Source organism: Streptomyces sp. DSM 116795, from assembly GCF_055792905.1.
The window spans coordinates 5,089,780-5,109,695 of the sequence record NZ_CM147707.1; the positions used below are offsets into that span (position 1 = coordinate 5,089,780).

15 protein-coding genes are annotated in these 19,916 nt (G+C 70.7%); 8 read left to right on the forward strand and 7 right to left on the reverse strand.

All coding sequences use genetic code 11. The features are described 5' to 3' along the window. Positions 1 to 9: 9 nt before the first annotated feature. Both ACSMXX_RS21940 and ACSMXX_RS21945 read right to left on the reverse strand, forming a co-directional pair. Positions 10 to 1,668 carry a sugar ABC transporter ATP-binding protein gene (locus tag ACSMXX_RS21940; RefSeq protein WP_473180401.1) on the reverse strand — a complete coding sequence of 553 codons (1,659 nt, stop codon included), beginning with the start codon at positions 1,666 to 1,668 and terminating at the stop codon, positions 10 to 12. Then, the gene (locus tag ACSMXX_RS21945; RefSeq protein WP_473180402.1) at positions 1,665 to 2,672 is read right to left on the reverse strand and encodes a LacI family DNA-binding transcriptional regulator; all 1,008 of its coding nucleotides are present in this window, start codon (positions 2,670 to 2,672) and stop codon (positions 1,665 to 1,667) included. The genes ACSMXX_RS21940 and ACSMXX_RS21945 overlap by 4 nt, the downstream gene beginning before the upstream one ends. A gap of 260 nt (positions 2,673 to 2,932) precedes the next feature. Here ACSMXX_RS21945 and recD2 point away from each other — a divergent pair, with 260 nt between their 5' ends. Next, entirely contained in the window at positions 2,933 to 5,191 is a 2,259-nt protein-coding gene (gene recD2, locus ACSMXX_RS21950; RefSeq protein ID WP_473180403.1) for an SF1B family DNA helicase RecD2, read from the forward strand. A 149-nt stretch (positions 5,192 to 5,340) separates the two neighbouring features. Continuing rightward, positions 5,341 to 6,630: a citrate synthase gene (locus ACSMXX_RS21955; RefSeq protein ID WP_473180404.1), complete on the forward strand. Its 1,290-nt coding sequence runs from the start codon at positions 5,341 to 5,343 to the stop codon at positions 6,628 to 6,630. A 592-nt stretch (positions 6,631 to 7,222) separates the two neighbouring features. Here the strand turns inward: ACSMXX_RS21955 and ACSMXX_RS21960 are convergent. The 4 genes from ACSMXX_RS21960 to ACSMXX_RS21975 form a co-directional block, all read right to left on the reverse strand. Beyond that, positions 7,223 to 9,559 (reverse strand): heavy metal translocating P-type ATPase, encoded by a 2,337-nt coding sequence (locus tag ACSMXX_RS21960; protein WP_473180405.1) that lies wholly within the window; start codon positions 9,557 to 9,559, stop codon positions 7,223 to 7,225. A 49-nt stretch (positions 9,560 to 9,608) separates the two neighbouring features. Continuing rightward, positions 9,609 to 9,827 carry a heavy-metal-associated domain-containing protein gene (locus ACSMXX_RS21965; protein ID WP_473180406.1) on the reverse strand — a complete coding sequence of 73 codons (219 nt, stop codon included), beginning with the start codon at positions 9,825 to 9,827 and terminating at the stop codon, positions 9,609 to 9,611. A 245-nt stretch (positions 9,828 to 10,072) separates the two neighbouring features. Then, entirely contained in the window at positions 10,073 to 10,267 is a 195-nt protein-coding gene (locus ACSMXX_RS21970) for a helix-turn-helix transcriptional regulator (protein WP_070013986.1), read from the reverse strand. Between the two features lie 185 nt (positions 10,268 to 10,452). Then, a complete protein-coding gene (locus tag ACSMXX_RS21975) occupies positions 10,453 to 11,364 on the reverse strand; it encodes a sugar phosphate isomerase/epimerase family protein (RefSeq protein ID WP_473180407.1) in 912 nt (303 codons plus the stop codon). Between the two features lie 250 nt (positions 11,365 to 11,614). Here ACSMXX_RS21975 and iolC point away from each other — a divergent pair, with 250 nt between their 5' ends. The 6 genes from iolC to ACSMXX_RS22005 all read left to right on the forward strand — a co-directional run bounded on the left by iolC (position 11,615) and on the right by ACSMXX_RS22005 (position 19,403). After that, positions 11,615 to 12,649 (forward strand): 5-dehydro-2-deoxygluconokinase, encoded by a 1,035-nt coding sequence (iolC, locus tag ACSMXX_RS21980; RefSeq protein WP_473180408.1) that lies wholly within the window; start codon positions 11,615 to 11,617, stop codon positions 12,647 to 12,649. A 76-nt stretch (positions 12,650 to 12,725) separates the two neighbouring features. After that, complete coding sequence (locus ACSMXX_RS21985) at positions 12,726 to 13,607, forward strand: Cgl0159 family (beta/alpha)8-fold protein (RefSeq protein WP_473180409.1); 882 nt, start codon at positions 12,726 to 12,728, stop codon at positions 13,605 to 13,607. 79 nt (positions 13,608 to 13,686) lie between these two features. Continuing rightward, complete coding sequence (gene iolB, locus ACSMXX_RS21990) at positions 13,687 to 14,613, forward strand: 5-deoxy-glucuronate isomerase (protein WP_473180410.1); 927 nt, start codon at positions 13,687 to 13,689, stop codon at positions 14,611 to 14,613. Next, a complete protein-coding gene (gene iolD / locus ACSMXX_RS21995) occupies positions 14,610 to 16,547 on the forward strand; it encodes a 3D-(3,5/4)-trihydroxycyclohexane-1,2-dione acylhydrolase (decyclizing) (protein ID WP_473180411.1) in 1,938 nt (645 codons plus the stop codon). The genes iolB and iolD overlap by 4 nt, the downstream gene beginning before the upstream one ends. A gap of 79 nt (positions 16,548 to 16,626) precedes the next feature. After that, positions 16,627 to 18,132: a CoA-acylating methylmalonate-semialdehyde dehydrogenase gene (locus ACSMXX_RS22000; RefSeq protein WP_473180412.1), complete on the forward strand. Its 1,506-nt coding sequence runs from the start codon at positions 16,627 to 16,629 to the stop codon at positions 18,130 to 18,132. Between the two features lie 104 nt (positions 18,133 to 18,236). Next, on the forward strand, positions 18,237 to 19,403 hold the full coding sequence (locus ACSMXX_RS22005; RefSeq protein WP_473180413.1) for a serine hydrolase domain-containing protein: 1,167 nt from the start codon (positions 18,237 to 18,239) through the stop codon (positions 19,401 to 19,403). Between the two features lie 25 nt (positions 19,404 to 19,428). Here ACSMXX_RS22005 and ACSMXX_RS22010 read toward each other — a convergent pair whose 3' ends face one another. Beyond that, complete coding sequence (locus ACSMXX_RS22010; protein WP_473180414.1) at positions 19,429 to 19,899, reverse strand: GNAT family N-acetyltransferase; 471 nt, start codon at positions 19,897 to 19,899, stop codon at positions 19,429 to 19,431. Positions 19,900 to 19,916: the final 17 nt, after the last annotated feature.

Genomic DNA, 19,916 nt, shown 5'->3' on the forward strand with positions numbered 1-19,916 from the left:
CTGTGGATGTCAGTGGCCACGGGGGCCCTCCTTGTCCTTGGTCTTCGATGCGGGCGATGCGGGCGATGCCGGCGAGGTGTGGGACACCGACGACGCGGACGACGCGGGCGAGTTGGGGGGCTCGGACGTGCCCTGCTCGTGCGCGGTGCCGACGGCGAGCCGCATCACGGCGTCCTGCGTCGCTTCCCGCGCGCCGAGTTCGCCCGCGATGCGGCCCTGGGCCATCACGAGGATGCGGTCGCTCATGCCCAGCACCTCGGGGAGATCGCTGGAGATCATCAGCACGGCGTGCCCCGACGCCGTGAGTTCGTTGACGAGTTCGTAGATCTCGACCTTCGCGCCGACGTCGATGCCGCGCGTCGGCTCGTCCAGGATCAGCACTCTGCTCTGCGCGAGCAGCCACTTGCCGATGACGACCTTCTGCTGGTTTCCGCCGGACAGGGTGCCCATGCGCTGACCGAGCCCCGACATGCGTACGCCCAGCCGCTCGGCGATGCGGCCCGCGGACGCCTGCTGGCCGGAGAGGTTCACGATGCCGGCGCGGCTGGCCCGGCGCAGCGTGACCAGCCCGAGGTTGTCCTCCACGGAGGCGTCCGGCAGCAGACCCTGGCCCTTGCGGTCCTCCGGGACGAGCCCGACGCCGGCGGCGAGGGCGGCGTTGATGTCGTGCCGGCGCAGCCGCTTGCCCTGCACCTCCACGGTGCCCGAGTCGTACGGGTCGGCGCCGAAGACCGCCCGCGCCACCTCCGTACGTCCGGCGCCCACCAGCCCTGCCAGGCCCACGACTTCGCCCGCGCGCAGCTCGAAGCCGACGTCGGAGAAGCTGCCCGCGCGTCCCAGCCCGGAGACGCGCAGCAGCGGCGCGCCGGCCCCGGCGTCCCGCTGACCGCCGGGCGCACCGGTGTTCCGCGGGTACTGCTGCTCGATGCTGCGCCCCACCATCATCCGTACGAGGTCGTCGCGCGGCGTCGAGGCCGGCGTCTGTCCGACGCTGCGCCCGTCGCGCAGCACGGTGACGCGGTCGCCGAGCGCGGCGATCTCCTCCAGGTGGTGGGTGATGAAGACGATGCCGACGCCGTCGGCGCGCAGCCGCCGTACGAGGTCGAAGAGCTTCTCCACCTCGTCGGCGGTGAGCGCGGCCGTCGGCTCGTCCATGATCAGCACGCGGGCGCGCAGGCTCAGCGCCTTGGCGATCTCCACCATCTGCGAGCGTGCGACGCCCAGTTCGCGTACGGGCACGTCCGGCGCGATGTCCACGCCGACGCGGCCGAGCACCTCGGCGGCGCCGGCGTTCATGCGGGCGCGGTCGAGCAGCCCGAAGCGGCGGGGCTGCCGGCCGAGGAAGATGTTCTCGGCGACGCTGAGATGCGGCACCAGGTTGAACTCCTGGTGCATGGTGGCGACTCCGAGACGTTCGGCGTCGCCCGCGCTGTGGATGCGCACGGGCTTCCCGTCGCGCAGCACGCGTCCGGAGTCCGCGCGGTGGACGCCCGAGAGGACCTTGATGAGGGTGCTCTTGCCGGCGCCGTTCTCGCCCAGCAGTACGTGCACTTCACCCTCGTGCAGATCGAAGTCGACGCCGTCGAGGGCGACCACTCCGGGGAAGGTCTTGCGGATGCCCTCGGTGCGCAGCAACTCCCGAGACGGTGGGGGGTCGGGCGTGCTCAACGGTTCTTCCCTTCGCTCTCGCCGCAGGAGCGGCGCGTGACAAGGCGGGCGGTGAGGGTGACGGACTCGGCGCTGCGGCCCTCGACGAGGTTGATCAGGGCTTCCACGGCGCGGTGTCCCAGCTCGCCGGTCGGCTGTGCGATCGCGGTGATGGGCGGATCGGTGTGCAGGAACCACGGGATGTCGTCGAACGCGGCAAGTGCGATGTCGCCGGGAACGCGCAGTCCGCGGCGGCGCAGTTCGTCCATCGCGCCCAGTGCCATCAGGTTGTCGGCGGCGAAGACGACCTCGGGGGGCTCGGGCAGATCGAGGAAGGCCGCCGTCTCCCGTCTGCCGCTCTCGGTCTGGAAGTCGCCCTGGCCCGTGTACTCCTGCGGGAGCGGCAGCCCGTGCGCGTCGAGCGCCGCGCGGAACGCGGCCACGCGCTCGTCGCCGGTGGTGGTCTCGCTGGGGCCGCCGATGATGGCGAGGCGCCGGTGGCCCAGTGCGTACAGGTGCGCGACGAGATCGTGGACGGCGCCGCGTCCGTCCGCGTGCACGACGGGGACGTCGAGGCCGCGTATCCAGCGGTCGACGAAGACCATGGGGGTGCCCGCGGCAGCCGCGTCCCGGATCATCGCGTTGCCGCCGTCGGTGGGGGAGACCAGGAGCCCGTCGATGCGGCGCTCCAGGAGCGTGCGCACGTGGTGTTCCTGAAGTGCCGCGCGTTCGTCGGCGTTTCCGATGATGACGCTGTAGCCGCGCTCACGGGCGGCGTCCTCGACGGCCCGGGCCAGCTCCGTGAAGAACGGGTTGAGCACGTCGCTGATGACGAGACCGAGGGTGCGCGTCTGATGCGTCCTCAGCGAGCGGGCGACGGCGTTGGGACGGTAACCGAGTTCGGTGACGGCGGTCAGCACGCGCGAGCGGGTGTCCGGACGCACGGCCGGGTGGTCGTTGAGCACCCGGGAGACCGTGGCGACCGAGACGCCCGCGCGTGATGCAACGTCCTTGATGCTGGTCAACTGCCGCGCCCGCCTTGGATCCCGATCCTCGTGGTAACGATTACATCCGACATGAGAAAGGACCGCACCGCGTCAGCACAAGGGTTCGACATGTGATCGTGACAAGGTCCGTGACGCGTCCCGCGACGCGGTACATGAGGCGTCCCGTGACGCGGTCCGTGACTCGGTCCGGGAGGTGCCCGGCCCCGGCATCGGAACGGGTTGCCCTGGTTGTCCACAGGCCTGCCGTGTTGTCGGTGGAGGGCGTTACGGTCTGTCACATGTCCTTCCAGAACGCGGTGCTCGAAGGGGTCCTCGAACGCATCACCTATGCCAACGAGGACAACGGATACACCGTGGCCAGAGTCGACTCCGGCCGCGGCGGCGGCGAACTGCTCACGGTCGTGGGCTCGTTGCTGGGCGCGCAGGTCGGCGAGTCGCTGCGTATGGAGGGCCGCTGGGGCTCCCACCCGCAGTACGGCCGCCAGTTCACCGTGGAGAACTACACGACGGTTCTCCCGGCCACCGTGCAGGGCATCCGCCGGTATCTCGGCTCCGGCCTGATCAAGGGCATCGGCCCGCGCATCGCCGAGCGCATCGTCGACCACTTCGGCACGGGCACCCTGGAGGTCATCGAGGCGGATCCGCGCAAGCTGATCGAGGTGCCGGGCCTTGGCCCGAAGCGTACGGGGAAGATCGCCGCGGCCTGGGAGGAGCAGAAGGCCATCAAGGAGGTGATGGTCTTCCTGCAGGGCGTCGGCGTCTCCACGTCGATCGCCGTGCGGATCTACAAGAAATTCGGGGACGCCTCGATCTCCGTGGTGAAGAACCAGCCCTACCGGCTGGCGGCGGACGTGTGGGGCATCGGCTTCCTCACCGCGGACCGCATCGCGCAGTCCGTCGGAATCCCCCACGACAGCCCCGAGCGCGTCAAGGCCGGTCTGCAGTACGCCCTTTCGCAGTCCACCGACCAGGGGCACTGCTATCTCCCCGAGGAGAGGCTGATCTCCGACGCGGTGAAGCTGCTCCAGGTCGAGGCGGGCCTCGTCATCGACTGCCTCGGCGAACTCGCCGCGGAGGAGGAGGGGGTCGTGCGCGAGACGGTCCCCGGCGAGGACGGGCAGCCGCTCACGGCCGTCTATCTGGTGCCGTTCCACAGGGCGGAGCTGTCGCTGGCCGGTCAGCTTCGCCGGCTGCTGCACGCACCGGAGGACCGGATGCCCGCCTTCCAGGACGTCGACTGGGAGGCGGCGCTGCGCTGGCTCGCGGAGCGCACGGGAGCCGAGCTGGCTCCGGAGCAGCGGCAGGCGGTGCGGCTCGCGCTCAGCGAGAAGGCGGCGGTGCTGACGGGCGGGCCCGGCTGCGGCAAGTCCTTCACCGTGCGGTCGGTGGTGGAGCTGGCGCGGGCGAAGAAGGCGAAGGTCGTCCTGGCGGCGCCCACCGGCAGGGCAGCCAAACGGCTGGCGGAGCTGACCGGAGCGGAGGCCTCCACGGTCCACCGACTGCTTGAGCTGAAGCCCGGCGGGGACGCGGCGTACGACCGTGACCGCCCCCTCGACGCGGACCTGGTGGTGGTCGACGAGGCGTCGATGCTCGATCTGCTGCTGGCCAACAAGCTGATCAAGGCCGTGCCGCCGGGCGCCCACTTGCTGCTGGTGGGCGATGTGGACCAGCTGCCCTCCGTCGGTGCCGGCGAGGTGCTGCGGGATCTGCTCGCCGAGGGCGGTCCCGTCCCGTCGGTGCGGCTGAAGCGGATCTTCCGGCAGGCGCAGCAGTCCGGTGTGGTGACCAATGCGCACCGCATCAATTCCGGGGCGCAGCCCGTCACCCACGGATTGAGTGATTTCTTCCTCTTCTCCGAGGACGACTCGGAGGAGGCAGGGAAGCTCACCGTCGATGTCGTGGCCCGCCGCATCCCGGCGAAGTTCGGCCTCGACCCGCGGCGCGACGTACAGGTGCTCACGCCCATGCACCGCGGCCCGGCCGGCGCCGGGACGCTCAACGGGCTGCTGCAGCAGGCGGTGACCCCGGCACGGCCCGACCTTCCGGAAAAGCGCTTCGGCGGGCGGGTCTTCCGCGTCGGCGACAAGGTCACCCAGATCCGCAACAACTACGAGAAGGGCGCCTGCGGCGTCTTCAACGGCACCGTCGGCGTCGTCACCGCGCTGCACGCGGAGGACCAGCGTCTGACGGTCCGTACGGACGAGGACGAGGAGGTGGCCTACGACTTCGACGAACTGGACGAGCTGGCCCACGCCTACGCCGTCACCATCCACCGCTCCCAGGGCAGCGAATACCCGGCAGTGGTGATTCCCGTCACCACGGGTGCCTGGATGATGCTCCAGCGCAATCTGCTTTATACCGCCGTCACCCGGGCAAAGCGTCTGGTGGTGCTTGTGGGATCGCGGAAGGCGATCGGGCAGGCAGTCCGCACGGTCTCCGCGGGCCGCCGGTGCACGGCCCTGGATCACCGGCTGCGGGCCGCCTCTGCGCTCCAGCTCACTCCCCAGCCGTTCCAGGGGGTGACCGGCGCCGCGTAGAGGGTGCAGGATGTTGAGAAGAAGACGGCACTGCGTGCCATCAAAGAGCCCTTTGGCCGACCCCGAGTGCACCGCACCGCGCTCAGTGGGAGACAGTGGAAAGGGTCAGGGCACCTCGAAGAAGAGGCACTACGTCGGTGAGGGAAGACGTGAGCGACAACTCTGTAGTACTTCGGTACGGGGACGATGAGTACAGCTACCCCGTGGTCGACAGCACGGTCGGCGACCGTGGTTTCGACATCGGCAAGCTGCGCGCCGAGACCGGTCTGGTGACCCTGGATTCGGGCTACGGCAACACCGCCGCGTACAAATCCGCCATCACCTACCTCGACGGCGAGGGCGGAATCCTGCGTTACCGCGGATACCCGATCGAGCAGCTCGCGGAGCGCGGCACGTTCCTGGAGACGGCCTACCTTCTGATCCACGGCGAACTTCCCACCGTCGACCAGCAGGCCGCCTTCAAGGACGAGGTCACCCGCCACACCCTGCTGCACGAGGACGTCAAGCGTTTCTACGACGGATTCCCGCGCGACGCACACCCGATGGCGATGCTCTCGTCCGTGGTCAGTGCGCTGTCGACCTTCTACCAGGACAGCCACAACCCGTTCGACGAGGAGCAGCGGCACCTGTCGACCATAAGGCTGCTGGCGAAGCTGCCGACGATCGCCGCCTACGCCTACAAGAAGGCCATCGGCCACCCCGTGGTCTATCCGCGCAACGACCTCGGCTACGTCGAGAACTTCCTGCGGATGACCTTCTCCGTGCCGGCCGCGGAGTTCGAGCTCGACCCGGTCGTCGTCAACGCCCTCGACAAGCTCCTGATCCTGCACGCCGACCACGAGCAGAACTGCTCCACCTCCACGGTGCGGCTGGTCGGCTCCTCGCAGGCGAACATGTTCGCCTCGATCTCCGCCGGCATCAACGCCCTGTGGGGACCGCTGCACGGCGGCGCCAACCAGAGCGTCCTGGAGATGCTTGAGGGCATCAAGGCGTCGGGCTCCGACGTCGACACCTTCATCCGCAAGGTGAAGGACAAGGAGGACGGCGTAAAGCTGATGGGCTTCGGCCATCGCGTCTACAAGAACTTCGACCCCAGGGCGAAGATCATCAAGTCGGCTGCGCACGATGTGCTCTCGGCTCTCGGCAAGAGCGACGAACTGCTGGACATCGCCCTGCGCCTGGAGGAACACGCCCTCAGCGACGACTACTTCACCGAGCGGAAGCTCTACCCGAACGTCGACTTCTACACCGGTCTGATCTACCGGGCCATGGGCTTCCCGAGCAGCATGTTCACCGTGCTGTTCGCGCTCGGCCGGCTGCCCGGCTGGATCGCCCAGTGGCACGAGATGATCAAGGAGCCCGGCTCGCGCATCGGACGCCCGCGGCAGATCTACACCGGCGTCGTCGAGCGGGAGTACGTACCCATCGAATCCCGCTGACCCGCGGGTGACGTTTGCTGTACAGTGCGTGACGCCCCCTTGGGAGACGTCCGCGGAAGGCCCCATCCAAGCGGATTGGGGCCTTCCGTATATGCAGATCCGCAGAGAGACATAGGTCACAGAAATTGGGGGGTAACCATTGTCCAGGGTCGGACGTCTAACCGGGTGGCAGCGGCCCCCCGGCGGAGCCGCCGCCACTGCCGAGTGCGTCTTTGGGGGACGGACCCGGTGAGCAGAATCGGCAAGCGTGCGCGGGGAGCTTTGAGCGGCCCTCCCGTCCGTACGTGCAGCCAGTAAGCACCCGGCCAGGATCCCGTGGGGGGAATCCGTGACCGGGAAACGGAAGCGCCCCGTCGACAGGCCCGTGGGGGGACCTGACCGGCGGGGCGCTTTTCGGTGCCCGGGTGCGGCCGCCCAGGTGTCCCCGCGGGGATGCGGAAGGGTGGAGTTGGTAATTCCGGATTTCCCGCATCAAGAGTGGCGCGTACGGACATAGGGTCGGGTGGCCGTCACACCATCTTCACGTTTCCCTCACGTGAGAGGCCGTGACCGGTCGCGGTCACCACTCATCGCGTCACTTGGAACGGCACCGTCACTGAAAACGGCGCAGCCGCAGGCTGTTGGTGACCACGAAGACCGACGAAAAGGCCATCGCCGCCCCCGCGATCATCGGATTGAGCAGCCCGGCCGCCGCGAGCGGCAGCGCGGCCACGTTGTAACCGAAGGCCCACCAGAGATTGCCCTTGATGGTGCCGAGCGTCCTCCGGGCCAGCCGGATCGCGTCCGCCGCCACCCGGAGATCTCCCCGCACCAGGGTCAGATCGCCGGCTTCGATCGCCGCGTCCGTGCCCGTGCCCATGGCCAGGCCCAGATCGGCGCTCGCCAGGGCCGCCGCGTCGTTGACGCCGTCACCGACCATCGCGACGGTGCGCCCTTCGCTCTGGAGCCGGCGCACCTCGCCGGCCTTGTCCTCGGGCAACACCCCTGCGATCACCGTGTTGTTAGCGGCGCCGGCGGACTCGGCGGCGTCGGCGGGCAGGATGCCGACGCTGCGGGCCACCGCCTCCGCGACCGCCCTGTTGTCGCCCGTCAGCAGCACCGGCGCGAGCCCCAGTTCGCGCAGTTCCCGTACGGCCTGGGCGCTGGTGTCCTTCACGGTGTCCGCGACGGTCAGCACGCCCCGTACCGCACCGTCCCAGCTGACCGCGACCGCCGTACGGCCCGCTGCCTCGGCCGCGGACTTCGCCTCGGCCAGCCCGGCCGGCAGCTCACCCGCCACACGTCCGACCTCCACGGCCCGGCCCTCCACCGTGCCGCGCACGCCGAGACCGGCGAGGTTCTCGAAGTCTTCCGGGGCGGGCAGCGGTGGCGCCTGCGCGCCGGCGCGCTCCCGGGCGCCCCGCGCGATGGCGCGTGCGATGGGGTGCTCGGAGGCGTCCTCCAACGCACCGGCCAGCCGCAGCAGTTCGTCCTCCGAGACGCCCTCACCGGGGACGACGTCGTGCAGTTCCATGCGTCCGGTGGTCACGGTGCCGGTCTTGTCGAGCACGACGGTGTCGATGCGGCGCGTGGACTCCAGCACCTCCGGTCCCTTGATCAGGATGCCGAGCTGCGCGCCCCGTCCCGTACCGACCATCAGGGCGGTGGGCGTGGCCAGTCCGAGCGCGCAGGGGCAGGCGATGATGAGCACCGCCACGGCCGCGGTGAAGGCGGAGGCGACGTCGCCGGTGGTCAGAAGCCACCCGGCGAGGGTCGCCGCGGCCAGCACCAGCACGACGGGCACGAACACGGCCGACACCCGGTCGGCGAGCCGCTGCACGGCGGCCTTGCCGCTCTGCGCCTCCTCCACCGTCCGTGCCATACGGGCCAGTTGGGTGTCCGAGCCGATCCGGGTCGCGGTCACGACGAGCCGTCCGGAGACGTTGACCGTCGCCCCGGTCACCGCGTCTCCCGCGGCCACGTCGACCGGCACCGACTCGCCCGTCAGCATCGAGGTGTCGAGAGCCGACGCGCCTTCGGAGACCCTGCCGTCCGTGGCGACGGTCTCCCCGGGGCGTACGACGAAACGGTCGCCGACGGCCAGCCGCGAGACGGGAATCCGCACTTCGGCGCCGTCCCGGAGCACCGCGACGTCCTTCGCACCGAGCTGCATCAGCGCGCGCAGTGCGGCGCCCGCCTTCCGCTTGGCGCGTGCCTCCAGATACCTGCCCAGCAGGAGGAACGTCGTGACGCCCGCGGCGACTTCGAGATAGAGGGCAGAGGAGCCCCCGCCCGAGCCGGAAGAGAGGGTGAACTCGAAACCGTGCCGCATGCCCGGCATCCCGGCGTCCCCGAAGAACAGCGCCCACAGCGACCAGCCCAAGGCCGCGAGCGTGCCGACCGTGATCAGGGTGTCCATGGTGGCGGCGCCGTGGCGCAGGTTCGTCCAGGTGGCGCGGTGGAAGGGCAGGCCGCCCCAGACGACCACGGGTGAGGCGAGTGCGAGCGATAGCCACTGCCAGTTGTCGAACTGCAAGGGCGGCACCATCGACAGCAGCACGACCGGCAGGGACAGCACGAGTGCGACGAGGATGCGCTGCCGCAGCGCGGCCGATTCGCCCGCCTCGGGGCCTGCCACCGCACCCGCCTCCGCCTCCAGGGGGCCGGGTTCGGCACGCGGCCCCGGCGCGGACGTGACCGGAGGCCGGGGCCGCTGCGCCGAGTAGCCCGTGCGCTCCACCGTGGCGATGAGGTCGTCCACCGACACCCCGTCCGCGTACCGGATCTTCGCCTTCTCCGTCGCGTAGTTGACGCCGGCGGAGACGCCGTCCATGCGGTTGAGCTTCTTCTCGACCCGGGAGGCGCACGAGGCACACGTCATGCCGCTGATGGACAGTTCCACCGCATGCGGGGCGGCGGCCGGCGCCTCATGCTCCGTGGTGCTGGACATCGTGGTGCTCCCGGGACCGACGGGGTGGGATGCGGGTGCGGGGCAGGGCCTATGCCCGCCCGGTCAGTTCGAAGCCGGCCTCGTCGACCGCGGCGCGTACCGCCTCGTCGTCCGGCTCGGCGGCGGAGGTGACGGTGACCTCGCCGGTGGAGGCGACCGCCTTCACGGAGGACACGCCCTCGATCTCCGAGATCTCGCTCGAAACGGCGCCCTCGCAGTGCCCGCAGCTCATGCCGCTGACCTTGTACGTGGTGGTGACTGTGCTCATCGTCGCTCCCTGGTCATGCCTGGTTCTCGCCGGCTCCTGTGCTCCGGTGTGGCACGGAGACAACGACCAGTATACCCCCCCTAGGTATTCCCGCTGTGCGGTGATGCGCGTCCGAATATGACAGAGGCCCCGGCGCCCGCCCCCCCCTGGAGATCCTCAAGGATCTCGGTGGGAGACGCGCGCCGGGGCCCCGGCCCGCCTCACAGAACCAGCGTGCGTGCGCCGGTGTTTCGCCAGTCGCGCCCTCAGCGCCCTCCCCGGTGTCCGGGACGGCGCGTGACCCAGGCCCGGACGGTGTCCGCGTACCAGAACGGCTTGCCGCCCTCCACGAGGTCGGGCGGCGGCAGCAGGCCGTGCTTGCGGTACGAGCGCACCGTGTCCGTACGGACTCCGATGTGCGCTGCGATGTCCTTGTACGACCAGAGTCGTCGATCGGGCAACTCGGCACCTCCCACAGGGACCACAGAAGCGGCTGTTGATCATCAGCCTGTGCCCGGTGAACGACGCTGAGTGACCGACGGGGAGGGCCTGTTGAAGGTCTGTGACGTACCGACGGGGTAATGGTGACGCTCGTGACAGGGTGCCAACACCCCTCGCGGGTATGCCCGGATGGGCCCTAAGGGCCCTAAGCGCCGCACCCGCGCAGAAAACGCCGTGTGCGGCGGGCGATCGGCAGGGGCTGGTCCGGCGGGCACGGATACATGTCCTGCTCGACGATGGCGAAGAGATCCACGCCGAGACCCTGGGCGGCGGTGAGCACCGGCTCCATCGCCGGTACGCCCAGCGGCGGTTCGCACATCACGCCCTGCCGCACGGCCGGCCCGAAGGGCGTCCCCTTCTCCACCACGTCGGAGAGGACGGCCGGATCGACCTGCTTGAGGTGCAGATAGCCGATCCGTTCGCCGTACGTCTCGATCAGCTTGACGCTGTCGCCGCCGCAGTAGGCGTAATGGCCGGTGTCCAGGCAGAGGTTGACCAGGCCGGAGTCGGTCGCGTCGAGGAAGCGCTCGACGTGCTCCTCGGTGTCGATGTGGGTGTCCGCGTGCGGATGCACCATGATCTCCAGCCCGTACTTCTCGCGTACCTCACGGGCCAGGCGCTCGGTGCCGCTCGCGAGGTGGCGCCACTGCTCCGCGGTCAGTTCGCGCGGCTCGATCTCCTCGGCCGTCTTGTCGTCCCGCCAGAAGGACGGGATGACCACGAGGTTGTCCGCGCCCATCGCCCTTGTCAGAGCGGCGACTTGGCTGACGTGCTCCCATGTGGCGTCCCACACCGCGGGGCCCCGGTGCAGCGAGGTGAAGACGGTGCCGGCGGAGACCTTGAGGCCCCGTGAGCCGACCTCTTCGGTGAGACGCGCGGGGTCGGTGGGGAGGTAGCCGTACGGGCCCAGTTCGATCCACTCGTAACCGGCCTCTGTGACCTCGTCGAGGAAGCGCCGCCACGGCACCTGCTCGGGGTCCTCGGGGAACCAGACGCCCCAGGAGTCGGGCGCCGAGCCGACCCGGATGCGGTCGAGGGAAGGGGTCGCAGAAGTCACTGAGGGCTCCTCGCTCTACGTACGTCTTGCGTGTGATGTCACGGGCCGGAGGGTCGCGCGGAGCGACGGGCCGAGCCAAGTCGGTGCGCGCGGCCACTGTCAAGAGTATGTAAGGACAACGTTTCATACGGACTAAGAAGACTGCTGGCGACGGCCACGTCAGTATGTAAGGACAAATCATTGACAGGTTTTGCCGTGAGCGCCGACGATGAGGAGGCCGAGCGAGGGAACGACCCAGGGAAGGGCATCCATGGCAGTCACGGAAGAGCCGCACGACGTCATCACTATGGGCCGCATCGGTGTCGACATCTACCCCCTCCAGACCGGCGTTCCGCTCCCGCAGGTCGAGACGTTCGGGAAGTTCCTCGGCGGCTCCGCGACCAACGTCGCCGTGGCCTCCGCCCGGCTCGGGCACACCAGCGCCGTGATCAGCCGCACCGGGAACGACCCCTTCGGCGAGTACTGCCACCAGGCGCTGCGCGGTTTCGGTGTGGACGACAGGTGGGTCACGCCCGTGACCAGGTATCCCACCCCCGTCACCTTCTGCGAGATCTTCCCGCCCGACAACTTCCCGCTGTACTTCTACCGTGAGCCCAAGGCCCCCGACCTCGAACTCGCACCCGAGGACCTCGACTTCGACGCGATCGCGGCCGCGCGCATCTTCTGGGTGACGGGCACGGGGCTGTGCGCCGAACCGAGCCGCACGACGACCCTCACCGCCCTCGAGGCCCGCGCCGAGAGCCGCATGCGGCACCCGGGCGGCGAGCCCACCGCGACCGTCTTCGACATGGACTGGCGGCCCATGTTCTGGGGCGAGCCCGCCGAGCACACGGAGCACACTGAGGACCCCGGAGACGCCGGGCAGGCGGTCATGGCGGAGGCACGCCCGTACTACCGGCAGGCACTGGCGAACGCCACCGTCGCCGTCGGCAACCTCGACGAGTGCGAGGTCGCCACCGGCACCCGCGAACCGGAGGCCTGCGCCGACGCCCTGCTGGAGGCGGGCGTCGAACTCGCCGTCGTCAAGCAGGGCCCCAAGGGGGTGCTCGCCGCGCACCGCGACGGCACCCGCGCCCAGGTCCCCCCGCACCCGGTCGAGGTCGTCAACGGCCTCGGCGCGGGCGACTCCTTCGGCGGCTCGCTCTGCCACGGGCTGCTCGCCGGCTGGGATCTGGACTACACGATGCGGTACGCGAACGCCGCCGGGGCCCTCGTCGCCTCACGGCTGGCCTGCTCGACCGCGATGCCCACCGCCGGCGAGGTCGAGGAACTCCTGCGGGGCTGACCTGCGCCGCCGCTCCGTCACGCCCGCCGGGTCGCCAGGGCCAGGCCACGCCACGCCACGAAAGCGAGCAACTCCCTTGAGCAGCATCAGCATCTGTGACCTCGTCGCCGTACGGGCCAGGCACCCGGAGGCGATCGCGGAGGCTGCCGCCAGACGCGCCCGCCGTCCCCTGGTGGGGGAGAGCGGCCGGCTGATGATCGTCGCCGCCGACCACCCGGCTCGCGGCGCCCTCGGCATCGGCGGCAGCGAACTGGCCATGGCCAACCGCGCGGAGCTGCTGGAACGGCTGACGCTCGCCCTGTCACGTCCGAGAGTCGACGGCGTACTGGCGACGGCCGACATCCTGGAGGACCTGCTGCTTCTCGGTGCCCTCGAGAACAAGATCGTCATGGGTTCGATGAACCGCGGAGGACTGGCCGGCGCAACGTACGAACTCGACGACCGCTTCACCGGATACCGCGCCCAGGACATCGAACGGCTGCGCTTCGACGCGGGCAAGGCGCTGCTGCGCATCGACTACGGCGACGCCGGTTCGCTGGCCACCCTCCACTCCACCGCGCGCGCCGTCGACGACATGGCGGCGCGGCGGCTGCCCGTCTTCATCGAGCCGTTCATCTCCAGCCGCGTGGACGGCAAGGTCCGCAACGACCTCAGCGCGGAGGCGGTCGCCCGCTCCATCGCCATCGCCTCCGGCCTGGGCGGCACCTCCGCCTACAGCTGGCTGAAGCTTCCCGTCGCCGAGGACCCCGACGACATGGCATGGGTGTGCGAGACCTCGACGCTGCCGGTGGTGCTGCTGGGCGGCGAGACGAACGGCGACCAGGAGGGTGCGTACGAGAAGTGGCGTACAGCGCTGCGCATGCCCACCGTGCGCGGGCTGGTCGTCGGACGGTCCCTGCTCTACCCGGCAGACGGCGACGTGGCGGGCGCCGTGGACACCGCGGTCGGGCTGCTGTGAGCAGGGCACACGAAGGACGCCGGGCGCAAGAAGGACTCCGAGGAACCGCAGGAACCCCAGGAAACCCAGGATGGCGCACATGACACGCAGCGAACTGCATCTGCCGGCGGGCAGCGCGGCCGCGGCCCCGTACACGCTCGAGATCGATCCCGAGAGGGCCGGGTGGGGTTACACCTCGCTGCGCGTCCTGGAGCTGGAACCCGGCGGCACCCACGAGTTCGGCGCGGGGGAGAGCGAGTGGATCGTCCTGCCGCTCAGCGGCGGCTGCACCGTCGCCGCCGAGGGCGAGACGTTCCAACTCCACGGCCGCGCAAGCGTCTTCGACGGCGTGAGCGACTTCGCGTACGTCCCGAGGGACGCCGGGGTGAGCATCACCAGCGCCGCGGGCGGCCGCTTCGCGCTCACCGGCGCCCGCTGCACACGCAGGTTGCCCGCGCGCTACGGTCCGGCCTCGTCCGTGCCCGTCGAACTGCGCGGCAGGGGCAACTGCTCCCGGCAGGTCAACAACTTCGGTGCGGCCGGGGTCTTCGAAGCCGACCAGCTCATCGCCGTCGAGGTGCTCACGCCGGGCGGCAACTGGTCCTCGTACCCGCCGCACAAGCACGACGAGGACCGGCCCGGAGTGGAGAGCGAGCTGGAGGAGATCTACTACTTCGAGATCGCCCCGCACCGTACGGAGGACGTCGCCGGCGCCGCGGAGGTCCCGGGCCTCGGCTACCAGCGGGTCTCGCCGTCCGGCCCGCGCAGCGGAACCGACGTGCTCGCCGAGGTGCGTGACGGCGACGCGGTGCTGATTCCGGACGGCTGGCACGGGCCGTCCATCGCCGCGCCCGGCCACGACATGTACTACCTGAACGTGATGGCCGGACCGGGTCTGGAGCGGGCGTGGCTTATCTGCGACCATCCAGAACACGCCTGGATCCGAGGCAGCTGGGAGGAGCAGCCTGTCGATCCAAGGCTGCCGCTCTACCACGCACCGACAGTGGAAGGGGAGACTGGAAAGTGAACTCAGCACCGGGAGGCTCGGGAGCCTCGGGAGCCGGCGGCCCCGGACCCGGCACGCGGCGCCTCACCGTCGCGCAGGCGCTGGTGCGCTTCCTCGCCGCCCAGTACACCGAGCGCGACGGGCGGCGGCACCGGCTGATCGACGCCTGCTGGGGCATCTTCGGACACGGCAACGTCGCCGGCATCGGCCAGGCGCTCGTCGAGAGCGGCCAGGGCGACGACGCGCCGCTGCGCTACCTCCAGGGCCGCAACGAGCAGGCGATGGTGCACGCCGCCGTCGGCTACGCCCGGCAGAACAACCGTCTCTCCGCCCACGCCGTCACCACCTCCATCGGTCCCGGAGCCACCAATCTCGTCACCGGCGCCGCCCTCGCCACCGTCAACCGGCTGCCCGTGCTGCTCCTCCCCGGCGACATCTTCGCCACCCGCACCGCCGACCCCGTGCTGCAGCAGCTCGAAGTGCCGGGCGCCGGCGACGTCTCCGTCAACGACGCGCTGCGGCCCGTGTCCCGCTACTTCGACCGCGTACACCGGCCCGAGGCGCTGATCCCCGCCGCCCTGCAGGCCATGCGCGTCCTCGCCGACCCCGCCGACACCGGCGCCGTCACGCTGGCGCTGCCGCAGGACGTGCAGGCGGAGGCGTACGACTGGCCCGAGGAGTTCTTCGCCGAGCGCGTCTGGCACGTACGCAGGCCGGGACCGGAGGCCGCCGAGGTCGCGGCCGCCGCCACCGCAGTGCTGGACGCCCGCAGGCCCCTGATCATCGCGGGCGGCGGCGTGCACCACAGCGAGGCCGAGGACGCACTCCGGGCGCTGGCCGACGCCACCGGCATCCCGGTCGCGAGCACCCAGGCGGGCAAGGGATCACTCCGCTTCGACCACCCCTGCGACGTGGGCGGCATCGGCCACACCGGCACCGCCGTGGCCGACGACCTGGCGCGCACCGCGGACCTCGTCATCGGCGTCGGCACCCGGTACAGCGACTTCACCACCGCGTCGAACACGCTCTTCGCCGAACCGGGCGTGCGTTTCCTCAACCTCAACATCACCCCGTTCGACTCGCACAAGATGAGCGCGCTGACGCTCGTCGCCGACGCCCGTGCCGGACTGGAGGCCCTGTCGGGAGCCCTGCTGGGGCACCGTGTCACCGCCTCGTACGAGGAGGAGTACGCCCGCGGAAAGGCGGAGTGGGAGCGGGCCGTCGACTCCGCGTACGCCGCGAAGGACGAGGGCGCCCGCCCCACCCAGGCCCAGGTGCTGGGCGCCCTGGACGGCGTCGTCGGCGACGACGACATCGTCATCAACGCCGCCGGCTCCCTCCCCGGCGACCTGCACAAGCTGTGGCGGGCCCGCTCACCGCGCCAATACCACCTGGAGTACGGCTACTCCTGCATGGGCTACGAGATCCCCGGCGCCATCGGAGTCCGGCTCGCCGCCCCGGACCGGCCCGTGTGGGCGCTGGTCGGCGACGGCACGTATCTGATGCTGCCGGGCGAGATCGTCACGGCCGTGCAGGAGGGCGTCAACATCAACATGGTGCTGGTGCAGAACCACGGCTACGCCTCCATCGGCGGCCTGTCCGAGCAGACCGGCGCCGAACGCTTCGGCACCGCCTACCGCTACCGCGCGGCCGACGGCTCGTACACGGGCGAGCCGCTGCCCGTCGATCTGGCCGCCAACGCGGCCTCGCTCGGCGTGGACGTCATCCGCGCGGAGACCGTCGGCGAGCTGCGTACGGCTCTCGCGCGGGCGCGCGCTTCCGAACGTCCCACGTGCGTGTACGTCGAGACCGACACCGGCCCCTCGGCGCCGGCACCGCCCGGGGCCGCGGCCTGGTGGGACGTGGTGGTCGCCGAGACCTCCGGCCGTCCGGCCGCGCGCAAGGCACGCGAGGAGTACGAACGCCACGCGGCCGCCAGGCGCCGCTACTTGTAGCCGCCTGGACCAGCACGGATCAGCACGGACCCGAAGAGCACCGGCCCCCCGAACCCACCACAGAAAGCAGAGCCACCATATGAAGACCCTCGGCCACTGGATCGGCGGCAAGGCCGTCGAGTCCGTCTCCGGCAACGTCGGCCCCGTCTACGACCCCGCCACCGGCGCGCAGCCCACGCATGTCGCGCTCGCCTCGGCCGAGGAGGTCGACTCGGCCGTCGACGCGGCGCGGCGCGCGTACGAGGAGTGGTCGGTCAGCTCGCTGGCCAAGCGCACGGCCTTCCTCTTCAAGTACCGCGAACTGCTCGACGCCCACCGCGACGAGATCGCCGCGCTGATCACCTCCGAGCACGGCAAGGTGCACTCCGACGCGCTCGGCGAGGTCGCCCGCGGCATGGAAATCCTCGAACTGGCCTGCGGTATCCCGGAGAAGCTCAAGGGCGAGCTGTCCACGCAGGTCTCGACGCGCGTCGACGTCTCCTCCATCCGCCAGCCGCTCGGGGTCGTCGCCGGCATCACGCCGTTCAACTTCCCCGCGATGGTGCCGATGTGGATGTTCCCGCTCGCCATCGCCTGCGGTAACACCTTCGTGCTCAAGCCGAGCGAGAAGGACCCGTCCGCGCCGTACCGTCTCGCCGAACTCGCCGCGGAGGCGGGCCTGCCGGACGGCGTGCTCAACGTCGTCAACGGCGACAAGATCGCGGTCGACCGGCTGCTGTCGCATCCGGACGTCGCGGGCGTCAGCTTCGTCGGGTCGACGCCGATCGCGAAGTACATCCAGTCGGAGGCCGTCGCGCACGGCAAGCGGGTCCAGGCGCTGGGCGGCGCCAAGAACCACATGCTCGTACTCCCGGACGCCGACCTGGACTTCGCCGCCGACAACGCCATCAACGCCGCCTACGGTTCGGCCGGCGAGCGCTGCATGGCCGTCTCCGTCGTCGTGGCCGTCGGCGACACCGGCGACGAGCTGGTGACGAAGATCGCCGACCGCGCGCACAAGCTGCGCATCGGGCCGGGCGACGACCCGTCCTCCGAGATGGGCCCGCTGATCACCCGCGAGCACCGCGACAAGGTCGCCTCGTACGTGGGCGGCGCACGCGACCAGGGCGCCGACGTCGTCGTGGACGGCACCGGGTACACCGTCGAGGACCGCCCCGAGTGCGCGGACGGCTTCTTCCTCGGCGTCTCCCTCCTCGACAAGGTCTCCCCGCACATGGACGCCTACCGGGACGAGATCTTCGGCCCGGTGCTGTGCGTCGTACGGGCGGAGACCTACGACGAGGCGATCGCCCTCATCAACAGCAGCCGCTGGGGCAACGGCACCGCCATCTTCACCCGCGACGGCGGAGCCGCCCGCCGCTTCCAACTGGAGGTCGAGGCGGGCATGGTGGGCATCAACGTGCCCATCCCCGTCCCGGTCGGCCACCACTCCTTCGGCGGCTGGAAGGACTCCCTCTTCGGCGACCTGCACATCTACGGCAACGACGGCATCGCCTTCTACACGCGCGGCAAGGTCATCACCACCCGCTGGCCCGACCCCGCCGAGAGCGGCGGCATCAACCTGGGCTTCCCGACGTCGTCGTAGCGGCGCAGCGGCTCCTTCAGGCCCGGCCGCCGCAGCGCTGCGGCGGCCGGGCGCTGCGCGATGAGCCCCGGTACGCTGCTCGACCTGAAACCCGGAGGGGGACGATGACGAGCCTGCGCGACGTCCTGGAGCGGCACACGGGCCGGGGATCGGCGCCGGGAGCGGTCGCCATGGTCGCGCGGGGCGACCTTGCCGAGGTGGCCGTAGTCGGTTCCGCCGATGCGGGCGGGGCGTCTCCGATGGCGAGGGAGTCGGTCTTCCGGGTGGCGTCGCTGACGAAGCAGGTGACTGCGGTGGCGGCGATGATGCTGGTGGAGGAGGGCCGGTTCGCGCTGGAGGATCCGGTGGAGCGGTGGCTTCCGGAGCTGGCCTCGCCCGTCGTCGTACGCAGGCCCGACGGCCCGGTGGACGACGTCGTTCCGGCTTCGCGGCCCATCACTGTGTCCGACCTGCTGACGTTCCGTGCCGGGTACGGCTTCGCGCCCGACTTCTCGCTGCCGGTGGTCAGAAGGCTCTTCAGAGAGCTGGCGTACGATCCGGTGCGGCCCCAGGCGGGCCCGCCGCCGGACGAGTGGCTCGCGGCGCTCTCCCGCATCCCGCTGCTGCACCAGCCGGGCGAGGGCTGGCTCTACCACTTCGGTTCCGACATCCTCGGCGTACTGATCGCCCGCGCTTCGGGAACGGCCCTGCCGGAGTTCCTCGCCGAGCGGCTGTTCGAACCGCTGGGGATGGAGGACACCGGGTTCTGGGTGCCGCCGGAGAAGCTCGACCGGTTCACCAGCCTCTACCTGCCCCCGCGGACGCAGGGCGGCGGGATCGTGCCCGCCGACCCGCCGGACGGGCAGTGGAGCAGCCGCCCCGCCTTTCCGTCCGGCGGCGGCGGTCTCGTCTCGACCCTGGACGACTGGCACGCCTTCGCCCGCATGCTGCTCGCCGAGGGGAGCGCCCAAGTCAGCGCCGGCGGCAGGCAGTTGCTGTCACCCGCCTCGGTGCGCCGGATGACGTCCGACCAGCTCACGCCGTCCCAGCGAGAGGCGGGCGCACACTTCCTGGAAGGGCAGGGGTGGGGGTTCGGCGGCGGCGTGGACGTCGACCCCGTCGACCCGTGGAACGTGCCGGGCCGCTACGGCTGGGTCGGCGGCAGCGGGACGGCCGCCCACATCACGCCCTCGACCGGCGCCGTCACCATCCTGCTCACGCAGCTCCGGCTGTCCGGACCGGCGTGGCCCGAGCGGATGCGGGACTTCTGGCGGTACGCGGCCGGGTTCTGAGCATGGTGCCGCGCCGGGCCCCGCGTCAGCCGCTCCGCCCGAGACCGGCCTGGAGCAGGAGAGGGGAGTGGGCGAAGCCGGCGCGGGCGTAGGCGGAGACCGCGCGATCGCTGGAGTGGACGGTGACCCGTTCCAGACCCAGGCCGCGAGCCAGGGCAAGCACCGCGTCGACCAGTTGGGCGCCGAGGCCTCCGTCGCGCTCGCCGGGAACCACGTACACGCACTGGACGTCGCCCGAGGCGCGGTCGAGGGCGCCGGGGTGCGGTACGCGCTGCGTGATCGCGAGCCAGGCCATGCCGATGAGAACGTCTTCGCGGAGCAGGATCAGGCACCGGTGCGATGTCTCGTTCTCCAGGGCCCACGTCACGAACCGCTGCACGAACTCCTCCCGTGAGGTGACGGGCGTCCGCTGCCGCTCCTGCGCCCACCGCCACCGGAGCACGGCGACGGCCTCCAGCTCGCCGGTCCGTACAGGGCGGATCGCGATGCGGTTCATGAGGCCATTCTTTCGCG

Bases quoted from the DNA above. Each gene is read 5' to 3' on its own strand.
- ACSMXX_RS22010 (WP_473180414.1), bottom strand. From the start codon at position 19,899: ATGAACCGCATCGCGATCCGCCCTGTACGGACCGGCGAGCTGGAGGCC.
- ACSMXX_RS22000 (WP_473180412.1), top strand. From the start codon at position 16,627: ATGAAGACCCTCGGCCACTGGATCGGCGGCAAGGCCGTCGAGTCCGTC.
- iolB (WP_473180410.1), top strand. From the start codon at position 13,687: ATGACACGCAGCGAACTGCATCTGCCGGCGGGCAGCGCGGCCGCGGCC.
- ACSMXX_RS21960 (WP_473180405.1), bottom strand. From the start codon at position 9,559: ATGTCCAGCACCACGGAGCATGAGGCGCCGGCCGCCGCCCCGCATGCG.
- ACSMXX_RS21965 (WP_473180406.1), bottom strand. From the start codon at position 9,827: ATGAGCACAGTCACCACCACGTACAAGGTCAGCGGCATGAGCTGCGGG.
- ACSMXX_RS22005 (WP_473180413.1), top strand. From the start codon at position 18,237: ATGACGAGCCTGCGCGACGTCCTGGAGCGGCACACGGGCCGGGGATCG.
- recD2 (WP_473180403.1), top strand. From the start codon at position 2,933: ATGTCCTTCCAGAACGCGGTGCTCGAAGGGGTCCTCGAACGCATCACC.
- iolC (WP_473180408.1), top strand. From the start codon at position 11,615: ATGGCAGTCACGGAAGAGCCGCACGACGTCATCACTATGGGCCGCATC.